Genomic DNA, 14,747 nt, shown 5'->3' with positions numbered 1-14,747 from the left:
TTATGCAAGATTTTTCCACAAAGTATTTAGAGATTTAGGTTATTTAGATACAAATGAGCCATTTAAAAATCTTTTAACTCAAGGTATGGTTCTTGATTATTCATATTATTCAAATAATGAAAGAAGATATTTATTTAGAGATGAAGTAGAAATGAAAGAGGGTAATCCTGTAAGTAAAAAAACAGGTGAAATATTAGTTTCTAAACTTGAAAAAATGTCTAAATCTAAGAATAATGGACTTGATCCAGAAAGTATAATAAGAGAATATGGAGCAGATGCTACAAGATTGTTTTCTTTATTTGCTGCACCACCTGAAAAGGAATTAGAGTGGAATATGAATGGTGTTGTTGGAGCGTATAGATTTATTAATAGAATATATTTATTAGTTCAAGAAAATAGAGAAATATTAAATAAAAAATATAATGAAACTATTGTTGAAAATAGAAATAAATATGATGAAAGTTTACAAAGAAAAACTCATTTAACAATTAAAAAAGTAACTGAAAGTATGGAGGATAATTTCCATTTTAATACAGCTATTGCAGCTATTATGGAGCTTTTAAATGAGTTGACTACATTTAAACAAAATGTTTTAGATATAAATGAAAAATCTTCAGAATCAGATAAAATATTTAAAGAATCAATGGAATCTATAATTTTAATGATTTCACCATTTTCACCACATGTTTCTGAAGAATTATGGAAAGAAATGGGTGAAGAAGGATATATATTTAATGCTAGTTGGCCTAAATTTATTGAGAAATTAACTATAAGTAATGAGGTAACTATAGCTGTTCAAGTTAATGGAAAATTAAGAGGAACTTTAGTTACTAAGCTTGATTCAACAGAAAATGAGGTTTTTGAAAAAGCGTTACAAATATCTAATGTATCACAATTTATAGAAGGTAAGGAAATTGTAAAAAAAATATTGGTAAAAAATAAGTTGTTAAATATTGTTATTAAATAGAAAAAACTCTCCTAAGAGAGTTTTTTTAAAGTGAGGAGGATGAAAATGAATGGATAAAAGAGTGCGTTTGGCAGAATTAATAATGATAGTTGTGGCTATAATTTGGGGGACTGGATTTGTTGTAACTAAACTTGCTATGGATAATGGTATAGGAGTTTATTATTTATTATTTATACGTTTTTTAGTAGCAAGTATACTTCTCATGTTTGTTATATTTTTTAAAAAAATAAAGATAAAAAAAGAAATGCTACTTCCTGGAATTATACAAGGTGTTCTTTTGACTCTAGGATATAGTATACAAACAATGGCACTAAATTATACAACTCCAGCTAAAAATTCTGTTTTAACTGGATTAAATGTAATTTTTGTTCCGTATATTTTGTTGATTTTCTTTAGAAAAAAATTAGATATATTTACAATAATATCGTCAATATTAGCTTTTTTTGGAACTTTATTACTTTCAGGAAATATCTCAAGTTTTTCAGAAATTAATAAAGGAGATTTATTATCTATGTTATGTGCCATATTTTTTGCACTATATATTATTGTTATAGATAAATATGCTAATAAAATAAATGTTTTTGTTATGTCTTTTATTCAATTTTTTACAGTAATGATTTTATGCTTATTACTTTCTTTAACTGAAGGAGAAATTAAACAATTAAATAGTACTAGTTTGATCTCGATGATTTATTTAGGTGTTTTTGGTACTTTTGTTGCATATAATTTACAGATTATGGCTCAAAAAGTTTTAAGCGCATCAAGAACTGTTTTATTCTTATCTTTAGAGGTGGTTTTTGGAGTATTAATATCTATTATTTCTGGTTATGACAGTTTTAGTTTGAATATATTAGTAGGAACATTACTTGTATTTGCTGGTATAGTTATAGCAGAGACTAAACTTGATTTTATATTTAAAAAGGAGAAAAATGATGAATGATTTGAATAAAGAATTCGATGACCTTCTTTATAAAAGAAAAAAATGTCAAATTGAATCAAATGCAATAGAGGAAGTGGAAGTTCTAAAAAAAATATGTGAATTAGCAGAAAAAATATATGGAGAAAAATCTGCAAAAAATATATATTACTTAAATGAATTAGGAGGAGCAAGTAAATATATAGGTGAATATGATTTGGGACTAAAAACTTTAGAGAAAGTACAAAATTTAGTCTTAGAATTAGAAGGTAATATGAGCGTTGCGTATGCGACTACTATATTAAATACTATAGAAGTACTTAGATTTAAAGGTGAGTTAGAAAATCTTGAATCTATGTATCTGAAAGTTATAGATATATATAAGTTAAACGGTAAAACTTTTTCTTATGAATTTTGTGGCGTATGTAATAATTTAGGGCTGTATTATCAAAATGTAGGTAATATGGATAAAGCAATATACTATCATAAACAAAGTGCTAATATTTTACCTAATATGCCAGAACATATAGTAGAATATGCAACGACTTTAAATAATTTAGTTATTCCGTATAAAGAAAAAGGCGAAATGGATAAGGCTTATGAATGTTTAGAAAAAGCACAATCTATTTATGAAAAAACTTTAGGAATTAATCATGCAATGTATTCATCAACTTTAAATAATTTAAGTCTTTTAAAACTAGAGGAAGGTGATTTAGAGTCGAGTGCAAATATATTAGAAAAAGCATTAGTAATTGTAGAAAAATCTTTTGGTAAAAATAGTGTTAATTATTTAAATTTAGTTGAAAATATAAGATATATTAAAAGTTTGAAAAAAGATGAAAAAATAACTTTAGATATAGGAGAAGATGCTAGATTAATAGATAAGTCTAAAGAATTTACTAATAAATTATTATTACCCAAGATAAAAAAAGATTTACCTGAAGTTTTAGATAAAATAAATATAGCTTTAATTGGAGAAGGGTCAGAAGTTTTAGGTTATGACGATAAGTATTCACAAGATCATGACTATACTTTTATGCCGGTTATATTTTTGAATGAAGATGATTTTGAAAAATATGCTATAAAATTAAAAAATATATTGTATTGTTTACCTTCGGAATTTTTAGGAATAAAACACGTGTATAGTGATGTAGTATCTGAAAGACGTGGAGTTCAAAATTTAAAAGAATATATGTATAAATATTTAGGTAAAGATGAGTATGAATTTACTATAGAAGATTATAAAAAAATACCTGAGTACGTCTTTAAAATTTTGACTAGTGGAGATATATTTTATAAAGGTAATGACGATTTAGTTAATATATTAGAAAAAATAAAATATTATCCTGAAATTATAAGACAAAATAAAATAGCTACAGTTTGTACTAAAATAGCTCAATCTGGACAATATAATTATTTGAGATTGATGAAAAGAGGAGACTTAATAGGCGCAAATAAAGCTTTTAGTGAATTTATAGAAAATAGTATTCATCTTGTTTATCTTTTAAATAAAGAATATATGCCTTTTTATAAATGGTATTCAAAAGGTCTTAAAGAATTAGATATACTTGGTGATTTAGTTTATAATCGTATAAATGAATTATTGCTTGAAAATTATGACATGTATAAAATGTCTAATAAAATAGAAGAAATATGTTATTTTTTAGTTGAAGAACTTAAAAAGCAAAAACTAAGTAATATTAAAGGATATTTTTTGGTAAACCATGCTATATTTATACAATCAAATATAGATGATGAATTTTTAAAAACATGGTCTCCATATGAAGATTAGGAGTTTATTATGGTAAGAGAAGAATTAATTAAAGAAATAATAGATAGAGAATGGGAAATGTTTTCTGTACTTAAAAATACAGGTGGTGTTGCAGAATGCCAAAATAATAAACCAGAGTTTATAATTATGCGTAGTGGGCAATGGGATAATTTACCTGATAAAATACTTGAAAGTTATAAACAAGATTTAATAGAAGCAAAGAAAGCAGGACGGAATTTATTGGAAGAAAAATATATAAGAATGATGGAATATTCAGCTCCTAGTGAGTTTGATGGTGTCAAACATTTACTTCCAAACATAAGTAATGGGTCTTTAACTTTGATAAAACAGATTGAAAAAATATATCTTAATTGGGGAGATGAGTTTGAAAATAAATTTCCTAAATTTTCTAAACTATGTAGACCCTTAAGAAGTTCAGGTGATATTCCTGAAAGAGCATCAGTACAAACTTATTTGATAGGAGAATTAAGTAGTTATTCGACCCGTACAGTTCTTTTTTATTTTGATTATGTTACACAATGTGTAAAAGAAGGAAAAAATTTAATATATATAACTCATAGTGATGTTGTTAAACAAAAAGGATTTAATTCAATAGAAGAAGTTGAAGCTGCACTTGTTTAGTTGTACTTGTTATATATTTTTAAATATGATAGAATTAAGTAATAAAGAATAATTTTAGGAGGAGTAAATATGTTAGATATTATATTACCTGATGGTTCAAAGAAATCAGTAGAAAGTATGAGTGTTATAGAATTTGCTAAAACTATATCAACATCTTTAGCAAAAAAAACTGTTGGTGCAATATTCAATGGAGTTCAAGTAGATGTAAGTTATATAATAAATGAATCAGGAGAATTAGAGTTAATAACAACAGATACTAAAAAAGGGTTAGAAATTTTAAGACATAGTAGTGCTCATGTTATGGCAGAAGCTGTATTAAATTTATTTCCTAATACTAAAGTTACTATAGGGCCTGCTATAGAAAATGGGTTTTATTATGATTTTGATACAGAAAGACCATTTACTGAAGAAGATTTAGTTAGCATAGAAAAAGAAATGAAAAGATTGATAAAATTAAATTCAAAATTTATAAAAGAAGTTTGGGATAGAGAAAAAGCCCGTAAGTATTTTGAAGAAAAAGGTCAAAGTTATAAAGTAGAAATATTAGATTCTTTAGAAGGAGATGAATTTGGTATATATACACAAGGTGAATTTACTGATCTTTGTAGAGGTACACATTTACCATCAACTGGATATATTAAAGCTTTCAAATTATTGAATTCAGCCGGAGCTTATTGGCGTGGAGATTCTAAAAATAAAATGTTACAAAGAATTTATGGTATAGCTTTTTATTCTCAACAAGAATTAGATGAATATATAAGACAAGTTGAGGAAGCTGAAAGACGTGACCATAGAAAGTTAGGAAAACAATTAAATCTATTCTTTATAGATGAACATGGACCTGGATTCCCATTTTTCATGCCAAAAGGAATGAGATTATTTAATAGATTACAAGAATTATGGAGAATAGAACATAGAAAACAAGCTTATGATGAAATAAGAACACCAATAATGTTAGATAAAGAATTATGGGAAATATCAGGGCACTGGTTTAACTATAGAGAAAATATGTATACATCAGAAATTGATGAAAAAGTATATGCGATAAAACCTATGAATTGTCCAGGTTCTATAATTGCATATAAAAACACTTTACATTCATATAAAGATTTACCATTAAAATATGCTGAAATGGGACATGTTCATAGACATGAATTCAGTGGAGCATTACATGGTCTAATGCGTGTTAGAGCTTTTGTTCAAGATGATGCTCATGTTTTCTGTACACCAGATCAAATAAAAGAGCAAATTAAAGAAATAATAACACTTTATGATAAATATTATAAATTATTTGGATTTGATTTCCATGTAGAATTATCAACTAAACCAGAAAAAGCAGTTGGAGATGATGCTGTTTGGGAAATTTCAGAAAAAGCTTTAGAAGAAACTCTTAAAGAAGCAGGAATAGATTATAGAATAAATCCTGGGGATGGAGCATTCTATGGTCCTAAGATAGACTTTAAAATGAAAGATTCTATAGGTAGAATATGGCAAACAGGAACAATACAACTTGATATGAATTTACCTGAAAGGTTTGATATGTCTTATGTTGGTAAAGATGGAGAAAAACATAGACCAGTTATGATACATAGAGCTATGTTTGGGTCTATGGAAAGATTTATGGGAATATTGATAGAACATTATGCTGGTGCATTCCCTGTTTGGCTTGCTCCAACTCAAGTTAAGATATTGACTATTTCACAAGAACAAGTTCCATATGCAGAAAAATTATATAGAGAATTATTACAAAAAGGTATCGATGTAGAATTAGATACTAGAGATGAAAAAATAGGATATAAGATTAGAGAAGCTAATGCTGAACAAAAAATACCAGTTCAATTGGTGATTGGTAAAAATGAAGTTGAAAATAACCAAGTTAATGTTAGAAGATTTGGTTCAACTGATAGTGAAACAATTGGAAAAGATAAATTTATAGAAGATTTATTAAAAGAAATAAATGTTAAATTTTAAACATACTTAAGGAGGTTAACTATGAGTAGAGGATATTATAGTAGTGTTGAGTTGGAATATGAAATATCAAAGAAAATACAAGGATCATATCTTTGGATGGGTATAGGTCTTTTAATAACATTTGGAATTATGTTTTTAGGATTATATAATTCTAATTTAGCTGAATTTTCTATTGGATTTTCAAGAATTTCTTTTTTAATAATGATAGCCCTAGTATTTGGTATGGGATATGGAATTAATAAAATGAGTGCAGTTGCGTTAAAAATTATGTTTTTAGGATATGCTGTTGTTTTAGGGATAACATTAATTCCTATAATGTATGCTTATAATACACTTAGTATATTAAATATTTTTTTAGGAACTTCAACAATGTTTTTTGTTATGACGATCTATGGGATGTTTACTAACAGTAATTTAATGAGCTATACTAAATATTTATTTGGAGCAATAATAGGTATAATAGTTATGTCTATATTGAATATTTTTTTAAGAAATAATAGTTTAGATATAGGAATATCAATTATTGGTTTATTTATATTTATGATATATACAGCAGTAGATACACAAATTATTAAAAATAATATGATTTATCTTTATGAAGAAGGACAAGAAGATATTATTGAGAAAGTTCAAATATTAGGAGCTCTTAATTTATACATGGATTTTATAAACATGTTCTTGTATTTATTAAGACTATTTGGAAGATCAAGAGATTAAAAATATGGATTACTCTTTGGAGTAATCCATATTATTTTTATATACTAGTTCATTTAAAGTTTTTCCATCCTTATTTTTGAAATCATTTCTACCATTTTTAGTCATTCCTGTTATAAATTCAGTAGCTGATGAAGGTGTATCAAATCTTAAATCTTTAAGTAATTTTCCGTTTTTTATATAACCTTTTTTAAAAGCCTTCTCACGCATATTTTTACTTTTCTTTGATAATGATTTTGAATTTATTTCAATAATTTCACTTTCTTTTAATAATGTTATTTTCTTTGTAGATGTATTAAATAAAGCTTTTGCACTAACTTCTTTATTTGCAATTTTTATATACATTTTGAAAAATAAATTTATTGTTTCAATATTTTTGTTATCTGAAATTTCGTTTAATGATAAACCTTTTTCATTTTTCCATAAATATTTACCGTTAGAAGATGAACCTAATATAAAAGAAGCAGCATTTGATGGACTCGTGAAAATATAATCTTTTAGAAATATTCCGTTTTTTATAATTTTTTCCTTATAACAATATACTCTAAGGTCTGCTATTTTTTTGTGTAATGAAGGATTGGTATCAATTTTGTATGTACTACCTTTTAATACTTTAAATTTATTATTTTCAAGCAATATACCTTTTGCATTTATATTAATATTCTTTTTTATATTTGTTTTATTTATATAAAGTATATTTGTATTTACTTTTTGAGGATTAGAATTTGCTATATTAATATTTGTATGTTTTTTAGTTTTTTCCTCTTTTTTTTCAAATATATCAAGTCCTAGAGTATAAAATAAACTTTTTCAATATATGTATAAAATATCTTAAATAGATTATTAGAGTGTATTTTTTATAAAATTCATTAAGATACCACTAAAAATGCCCTATCTTTTTATTTTACTTCAAATAAAATTTATTTACTTTAATTAAAAATCTAAATACAATTCTTAACTTTTATTTAGATTGGAACATAAATGTAACACAATTATAGTCTAATTTATTTATAGATTCAATTAAATCTTTTATCTCCCAATGTGTATAGACTCCATCCGTAATTGTATTAGTTAAACGACCAATAATTTTTTGAATTTGACTTAACTTTATATTTTTTGTTGCATTCTTATTATAAAAGTATGCCTTACTGAATGAAGAGTTCCTTGAACACCTTCTCTCTCAAGAAAAGACTGAAATGTACCTAATAAAGTTTCATTGTTATTAGGAAATAAATATTATTTTTTATTATCTTTATATATTTTTTCAAATAAAGGTAAAATATCATTATGTATAGGTATTTTTCTATTAATACCATTAACAGTTTTTGAACCTGAAATAAAATACATTTTATCTAAAAATACATTTTCATAAATTGTTTTTATTACAGATCTAGATTTAAATGATGAGGCTTTTAAATCTTTAGAAATATCATTAGATGTAATTTCTAGTTTTCTAGCTTCCCTATAACACCATTTCAAGACAATTAAAGCATGATTTCCTTTTACTTTAGCTGTATTATCTAGTAATTTTTGATAGTCTAAATATTTAGATTTATAAAACTTCTTTTGATATTTTGTATTTTTCAAGCATTTGTTTCAGCTCCTTTCTATTGATTTATTTCTGTTTTTACACTAATATATTACTATAAAAATAGTATGGTTTCAACGTATTTTTTTTAAATAAGTATGTTTTAATTGTATTTATATCTAATTATTTTTGATTAAAAGACATTTTGTTCAATATTTAATTTTTTAAAAATTTTAAGTTATAATAAACTAGGAGGTTAAAATGGAACAAAAAGAAATAGGTAAAAAGCTAAGAATTGAAAGAAAAAAAAGAGATTTAACAATGCAACAATTGTCTATTTTATCTGGTGTTGCTAAAACTACAATTCAATCTTATGAAAATGGTAAAATTAATATCCCTTCAGATAAGATTGTATTATTCTCAAAAATATTTGAAAAAGATCCTAATTATTTTCTATTAGATGAAAAAACACTAAAATCTAATAGACAAAAATCTAATGAATATTCAGATATTAGTTTTGCGCTTAAGCTATGTAAAACTACACTACAACAATTTAAATTTTTATCTGATGATAAATTAGTTGAGCTTATAGAAATAATGGATGATTTTATAATAACTAACAAATCTAAATAACCTAGTAATAGAATATACTTAAGTTATATTTATTATATATATAATCTACTACTAAGATTATATTTTTCTTTATATTTATATATATTTATTTAGGGTATGATTTTCATACCCATTAAAATTTTAAGGAGAATACATGAAAAATTTAAAATTAACAATAGAAAAATCATATTTAAATATTGGAGATTATTTAATCAATGATATTGGAAACGAAATTTCAACATTAAGCCCTGGAGATAAAATAACAATTATATCTCCTTATATTTCTAAAATACCTATTACAAATAGTATTGCAAAATATTCTAATTTATCTGAAACGGATGATCTTATTTTAGAATTACTTAAAAAAGAAATTCAAATTGAAATGATTTCTAGTTATAAAAACGATATATTTAAAATTATTGAAAATAAAAAAACTTATGAAAAATTATCATTTATAGATGAAAAAAATACTTTTAAGAATTTTGATTCAATTTTTCAAAATTTAGAAACTAATAAAACTATTTTAATTTTTATTGTGGCAATATTTTTGTTACCGATTAATATTATTTATTTTAAAGTTTTATCAATTTTTATTATATATTATTTGTATAATAAAATAGATTTAAAAAAATTACACATAAATAAATTTATAAAAAAAGAAAACATTGAATCTAAATATATGGGCTATGAATTAAAAGATGAATTCAAGGAATATACTAAATATAAAAACTTTTCTTATTCTGTATTTTATAATCCAATAAATAATTATGATTCATTTTCTCATAGTAAAATAATTTTATTAGAAAGAAAAAATGAAAATAATACTTTATTTTTTGGTTCTATGAACTTCACAAAAAGTGGTCTAACAACTAGTGTTGAAATGTTATCTAAAATTTATAATTTTGAAAATATTGAAGATTTAAAGAAAAATATTTATAGTCCAGAAAATATTAAATCAATAAATTTTTTAAATGGAAATGATTTTGAAGATTTAAAAAAAAGATTTAAAAGTGATAAATTCAAGAACAAATAAGGAAGCAAGAAAAGAAGCCTTTGATAAAGGTAAGAAAAAATCTCAAACAGATTATAATATTGTAAATGATAAAGAAACAGGATATAAAGAATGGAGAAATAAAGAAAAGAATGCTTCAGATATATTTATAAGTAAAAATCATTCATTTAAAGATTTTGTAAAAGAAAATAATATAGACTGGGGTAACAGACATAATCAAGGAGAAAATAAAAATGAAGATTAAAGATATGTATTTTACAGATGGGATTAATCATATAGCTCGCGATACAAGATCAGAATTTATAAATCAAAGTAAAGAAATTAATGAATCAAAAGCTAAAATAGAAGAACTAACAAAATATGTAGTTGAATTAAAGAAAGAAATAGATGAATTAAAAAAAGAAATGGGTATTAAATAGAGAGATAAAACTCTCTATTTTTAAATATATAATTGACTTTTATAATTTTAGAATATATAATTATATTAAATAAAATTTTTTATCTATTTAAGCAAATATTATTTAAGGAGATTTATTTATGTCATTAAAAAAAATAAATGAAAAGCTAAAACAAAATAAACCTCTTACAGAAGAAGAGAAAAATGAGTTTACAAATTTTAGAAAATTACATTTTGATATAATAAATTTATTTAATGATGATATAGATAAAATAAAATTTGATAAATTTCATACTACTATAAGCAGAATAAAAAGAAGAGACTCTATTATTAGAAAAATAAAGAATAGTACTAAGCTAAATAGAATGAATGATATTGCAGGAACAAGAATAATTTTCAATAATATTGAAGATTTATATGGATACAATGCTATATTAAATAGTTTTAAATTTAAAAATTTTGTTGAAGTTATTGATAAAGGTAAAAATTATATTGAGAATCCTAAAAATAGTGGATATAGATCAATTCATAGAATTTATAAATATATAGGAAATGATAAAAGTTTGGAAAATAAAAAAATTGAATTTCAAATAAGAACTAAATTACAGAATTGTTGGACAAATGCAATTGAAATTTATGATTTAATTTCTGGTGAAAATATTAAAAGTATTCAATCAGATGATTGTAATATAATATTTAAATTTTTTAAAGTATGTAGTGAAATATTTGAATGTTTTGAGTTTGGTAATTATGAAAAAGCTTCTAAATTAGTAAATGTAATTTACGATCATCAAGAGTATTTAGATATATTTGAAAAATTTAAAAAAATAGAAAAAATAAAAGATATTCAATTACCACTTGAAAAGACAAAAATAAATTCTTTTATATTATTAACTAAAAAAGATAAAAGTTATTCAACTTTTTTTGCTTTGCCTAAGAATTTAAGTTTTAAACTAAATAAAGTATATTATGAATTTGAAACAAATCTTGATGAATATATAATTTTAGTAGTTACAATAAAAAATATAAAAGATTTGAAAAATATTTATTTAAGTTATTTTTTTGACACTGAAGAATTTATTAATAATATAGAAAATTTAAAAAATAGGAGGTTTTAAAATGGAAAAGATTATTGAAGTAGCTAAATATATTGCAATAAAGCATAGAGAACTTACAAAAAATGAAATAGATCAAATGAGATTGCATAAATTAACTTTTTTTATTCAGAAAGAATCTTTTTTTAGAACCAAATTACCAATGTTTGAAGAAGATTTTTTTGGTTGGAGATACGGGCCAGTTTCTATAGATATAAGAAAAAACTATAATGAAATTAAAAAATATAAGGGGGATACTTTTGTGAGTGATAAAAATAAAGATATAATTGATTATATATTTGAAAAATATGTTGATACAAGTTCGGTAGAATTAAGTGAACTATCTCATTTAGAATTATCATGGCTTAAATCAAGAATAGGTGTACAATATAATAAGAATGGAAATGAAATTATTTTGAAAAATGATATATTATATGATGCACTTCAAATGAGAAAATTATAAATAGTTATTAAATAGAGAGGTAAAACTCTCTGTTTTTTTTGGTATCATATGACCTTATTGTTGTTGAATTTATTTATTTTGGAGTAATATATTGGTATAAAATGGAGGTATATTAGTGAATAATGAAACTAATATAAATGAAATAAATTTATTTCTTATTAAAGCTAAGAGATTATTATCAATGAATAAATAAATATGATATTGTTCCAAGAGATAAAAATTTAAAATCTTTAGCTATGATAGGTCTTACTATAGAAGATGTAAAAGAAGAAATACTCAACCTTTTTGTAGAAAATTATTATATTGGTCCAAATAAAGATTATGATGAAAACAGAGTAGGAGAAATATGGGTGTTTAAGAAAAAATTGGATGGAATTAAATTTTATTTGAAGTTAAAGATCTCAAATAAAAATAATAATGAAATTTTAAAATGTATTAGTTTTCATGAGGATAATATATAGGAGGCACAATTATGCAATATTGTCAAAAATGTGATAATTGTTATGAAAAAAATAATAAATAAAAAGAAATTTATAAAGTTTTGGGCGATGATATTGAAATAGAAACGCAGGTATTAATCTGTAGTAATTGTGGCAATGAGTTATACGATGAAGAACTTGATAGTCAAACACTATTAAAAGCATATAATGAATATAGAAAAAAACATAAATTATTATTATCTGATGAAATAAAAAATATAAGGGAAACTTATGGTTTAAGTCAAAGATCTTTTGCCAAACTTTTGAATTGGGGTGAAAAAACAATATAAAGATATGAAAGAGGATCTATTCAAGATAAAGCACATAATAGTTTACTTTTATTCCTTAAGAATCCAGAGAATATGAAAATATTCATTGAAGAAAATGAAAAAAATTAGAAAAAAACAGTTAATAAGTTTAAACGAGAAATTGAAAGAATTACTAATTAATAAAAATAATAATAATTCTTTGCTTGAAAACTTTTCAAAACTACCAACTATTGAAAATGGATTTAAAAATTTTGATTATGAAAAAATTAAAGGTATGGTTTTATTTTTTGCAAATAAAAATCAAAAGTTATTAAAAACTAAGCTAATGAAATTATTAAATTATTCAGATATGATTTTTTATAAAGGAAATTCATGTTCTATATCTGGATTAAGTTATGTACATTATCCTTTTGGTCAAGTTCTTGAAAATTTTGATATTTTAATTGGAATATTAGTTAAAGATAAGATAATAAGAGTTAATGTAGAATATAATGCAAATTATGAATATCACCAAATTATTTCAAATCTTGATTATAAAGAATATATAGTTGATGATAAAGAGTTAGAAATTTTAGAAAGAGTTTATGATAAGTTTAAGGACTTCAGTTCATCTCAAATATCTAATTATTCTCATGAAGAAAAAGGATATTGTTTAACAAAAAGAGATGAAATAATATCATATGAGTATGCTCAGCATATAGACTTAAATAGAAATTAATAGAGAGGTAAAACTCTCTATTTTTTGGTTGACATAAATTTGTAAAGAATCCTGAAATAAAGAAAATACTTAAAGAAAAAGATGGTAAAATAGGAACACTGGCAACACAGTCCAGTATAGTAAAAGATTTATTAGACTAAGGATATATTGAATTAAAAGGGGAAAATATAATTTCAACAGAAAAGGGAAGAGAATTATATAATGCACTTCTAGAAAAAGCTAGAACTTTAGATAATACAGCTAGATGGTATGTTGTTCAAGAAGATATAAAAGATGGTAAAGCAACAATAGATGACTTAATAGATTTAGTTGTATCTGATGTTAAAGAAATTATTAATACAACTAATAATTTTGTTTTTAAGTCTATAGAAAATCAATTTAAGCAAGATATAAAAGAAGGAGAAGTTATTAAAAATAAATCATCTAAAGGAATTGTATATTATAAAGGATTATTTAAAGGAGAAGAAAAAGTTATTTTTGAAAAATTCAAATACTTTACACAAGAATTAAAAATAATAGAATCAATTGCAAAAAAATTATTTAATGGAGAATATGTAGAATTTAAGTTAATATCAAAAGAAGGAAAAGAATATTCACAAAAATTGAAATTAGAACAAAATGGACAATATTTAAATTTAGTTAAATAAATATAACATTAAAAAGATTGGAACACTCTATACATTGTATAGAGTGTTATTTTTATTTCTAATTTTAAAGCCATAATTTGTTTAATTTTGTGGTCTTTTTCAAGTAAACTTAAATTATTATATTGGTAAATCATTGGAATACATAGTGTTCACAAAGCCTTTAAAAAAGCGATGGTATATGTTTAAAATATACTTTTAGTTATATCTAAATAACGCGTGTAATCTTTTTCAATATTTTCTTTTACTATTCCTTTGGAAGGGATATTTTTATTTATTAAATTACATTGGGTGCTTTCTTGAAGTAGTTTTGTAAATGAATGTTCTAAAAAATTTAATTCAGTTGCATCTAGTCCTTCGTTATCTTTTGCAAGTATTAGGATATATTCAAATTTTTTATCTTTAGAATGTTAACCAAAAACTATTATCTATAGAATATTAATTCGAATATTTCGTATTTTAAGGTATTATATCTATCATCTAATTTTCTATTTTGTATGAATATTTTTAATGAAACCAACCTTTCTAGAATTTAGACATCTTAAAACTT

17 protein-coding genes are annotated in these 14,747 nt (G+C 23.2%); 15 read left to right on the top strand and 2 right to left on the bottom strand.

The window, feature by feature from the left end; translation table 11 throughout:
* From ACWYO2_RS02225 to ACWYO2_RS02200, 6 genes are all read left to right on the top strand, one after another.
* Nucleotides 1-967, top strand: a 967-nt coding sequence (locus tag ACWYO2_RS02225) for a class I tRNA ligase family protein (protein ID WP_455514864.1), incomplete at its 5' end; no start/stop codon positions are given.
* Nucleotides 968-1,016: 49 nt separating this feature from the next.
* Nucleotides 1,017-1,907, top strand: a complete 891-nt coding sequence (locus tag ACWYO2_RS02220; protein ID WP_455514863.1) for a DMT family transporter — start codon at nt 1,017-1,019, stop codon at nt 1,905-1,907.
* Complete coding sequence (locus ACWYO2_RS02215) at nt 1,897-3,675, top strand: DUF4037 domain-containing protein (protein ID WP_455514862.1); 1,779 nt, start codon at nt 1,897-1,899, stop codon at nt 3,673-3,675. Before ACWYO2_RS02220 ends, ACWYO2_RS02215 begins: the two co-directional genes overlap by 11 nt.
* Nucleotides 3,676-3,684: 9 nt before the next feature.
* Nucleotides 3,685-4,296 carry a DUF4125 family protein gene (locus tag ACWYO2_RS02210; RefSeq protein WP_455514861.1) on the top strand — a complete coding sequence of 204 codons (612 nt, stop codon included), beginning with the start codon at nt 3,685-3,687 and terminating at the stop codon, nt 4,294-4,296.
* 69 nt (nt 4,297-4,365) lie between these two features.
* A complete protein-coding gene (gene thrS, locus ACWYO2_RS02205) occupies nt 4,366-6,267 on the top strand; it encodes a threonine--tRNA ligase (protein ID WP_455514860.1) in 1,902 nt (633 codons plus the stop codon).
* Between the two features lie 21 nt (nt 6,268-6,288).
* Entirely contained in the window at nt 6,289-6,984 is a 696-nt protein-coding gene (locus ACWYO2_RS02200; protein WP_455514859.1) for a Bax inhibitor-1/YccA family protein, read from the top strand.
* 9 nt (nt 6,985-6,993) lie between these two features.
* On the opposite strand, the gene ACWYO2_RS02195 is transcribed toward ACWYO2_RS02200, so the two are convergent.
* Nucleotides 6,994-7,617 carry a DUF4357 domain-containing protein gene (locus ACWYO2_RS02195; protein WP_455514858.1) on the bottom strand — a complete coding sequence of 208 codons (624 nt, stop codon included), beginning with the start codon at nt 7,615-7,617 and terminating at the stop codon, nt 6,994-6,996.
* Between the two features lie 600 nt (nt 7,618-8,217).
* Nucleotides 8,218-8,568, bottom strand: coding sequence for a hypothetical protein (locus ACWYO2_RS02190; RefSeq protein WP_455514857.1), 351 nt, complete (start codon nt 8,566-8,568; stop codon nt 8,218-8,220).
* Between the two features lie 202 nt (nt 8,569-8,770).
* Here ACWYO2_RS02190 and ACWYO2_RS02185 point away from each other — a divergent pair, with 202 nt between their 5' ends.
* The 9 genes from ACWYO2_RS02185 (at nt 8,771) to ACWYO2_RS02145 (ending at nt 13,553) form a co-directional block, all read left to right on the top strand.
* Complete coding sequence (locus ACWYO2_RS02185; protein ID WP_455514856.1) at nt 8,771-9,142, top strand: helix-turn-helix domain-containing protein; 372 nt, start codon at nt 8,771-8,773, stop codon at nt 9,140-9,142.
* A gap of 133 nt (nt 9,143-9,275) precedes the next feature.
* Nucleotides 9,276-10,154, top strand: a complete 879-nt coding sequence (locus tag ACWYO2_RS02180; protein ID WP_455514855.1) for a phospholipase D-like domain-containing protein — start codon at nt 9,276-9,278, stop codon at nt 10,152-10,154.
* On the top strand, nt 10,132-10,377 hold the full coding sequence (locus tag ACWYO2_RS02175) for a hypothetical protein (RefSeq protein ID WP_455514854.1): 246 nt from the start codon (nt 10,132-10,134) through the stop codon (nt 10,375-10,377). The genes ACWYO2_RS02180 and ACWYO2_RS02175 overlap by 23 nt, the downstream gene beginning before the upstream one ends.
* The gene (locus ACWYO2_RS02170) at nt 10,367-10,552 is read left to right on the top strand and encodes a hypothetical protein (protein ID WP_455514853.1); all 186 of its coding nucleotides are present in this window, start codon (nt 10,367-10,369) and stop codon (nt 10,550-10,552) included. The genes ACWYO2_RS02175 and ACWYO2_RS02170 overlap by 11 nt, the downstream gene beginning before the upstream one ends.
* Nucleotides 10,553-10,670: 118 nt before the next feature.
* On the top strand, nt 10,671-11,648 hold the full coding sequence (locus ACWYO2_RS02165) for a hypothetical protein (protein ID WP_455514852.1): 978 nt from the start codon (nt 10,671-10,673) through the stop codon (nt 11,646-11,648).
* Between the two features lies 1 nt (nt 11,649).
* Nucleotides 11,650-12,087 carry a Panacea domain-containing protein gene (locus ACWYO2_RS02160; protein WP_455514851.1) on the top strand — a complete coding sequence of 146 codons (438 nt, stop codon included), beginning with the start codon at nt 11,650-11,652 and terminating at the stop codon, nt 12,085-12,087.
* Nucleotides 12,088-12,323: 236 nt separating this feature from the next.
* Nucleotides 12,324-12,548, top strand: a complete 225-nt coding sequence (locus tag ACWYO2_RS02155; protein ID WP_455514850.1) for a hypothetical protein — start codon at nt 12,324-12,326, stop codon at nt 12,546-12,548.
* Nucleotides 12,549-12,616: 68 nt separating this feature from the next.
* On the top strand, nt 12,617-12,856 hold the full coding sequence (locus tag ACWYO2_RS02150) for a type II TA system antitoxin MqsA family protein (RefSeq protein ID WP_455514865.1): 240 nt from the start codon (nt 12,617-12,619) through the stop codon (nt 12,854-12,856).
* Nucleotides 12,857-12,950: 94 nt separating this feature from the next.
* A complete protein-coding gene (locus tag ACWYO2_RS02145) occupies nt 12,951-13,553 on the top strand; it encodes a Panacea domain-containing protein (protein ID WP_455514849.1) in 603 nt (200 codons plus the stop codon).
* The last annotated feature ends 1,194 nt before the right edge of the window (nt 13,554-14,747 follow it).

It is taken from the genome of Pseudostreptobacillus sp. (assembly GCF_977040545.1).
This window is presented reverse-complemented; position numbering and strand designations above follow the sequence as displayed.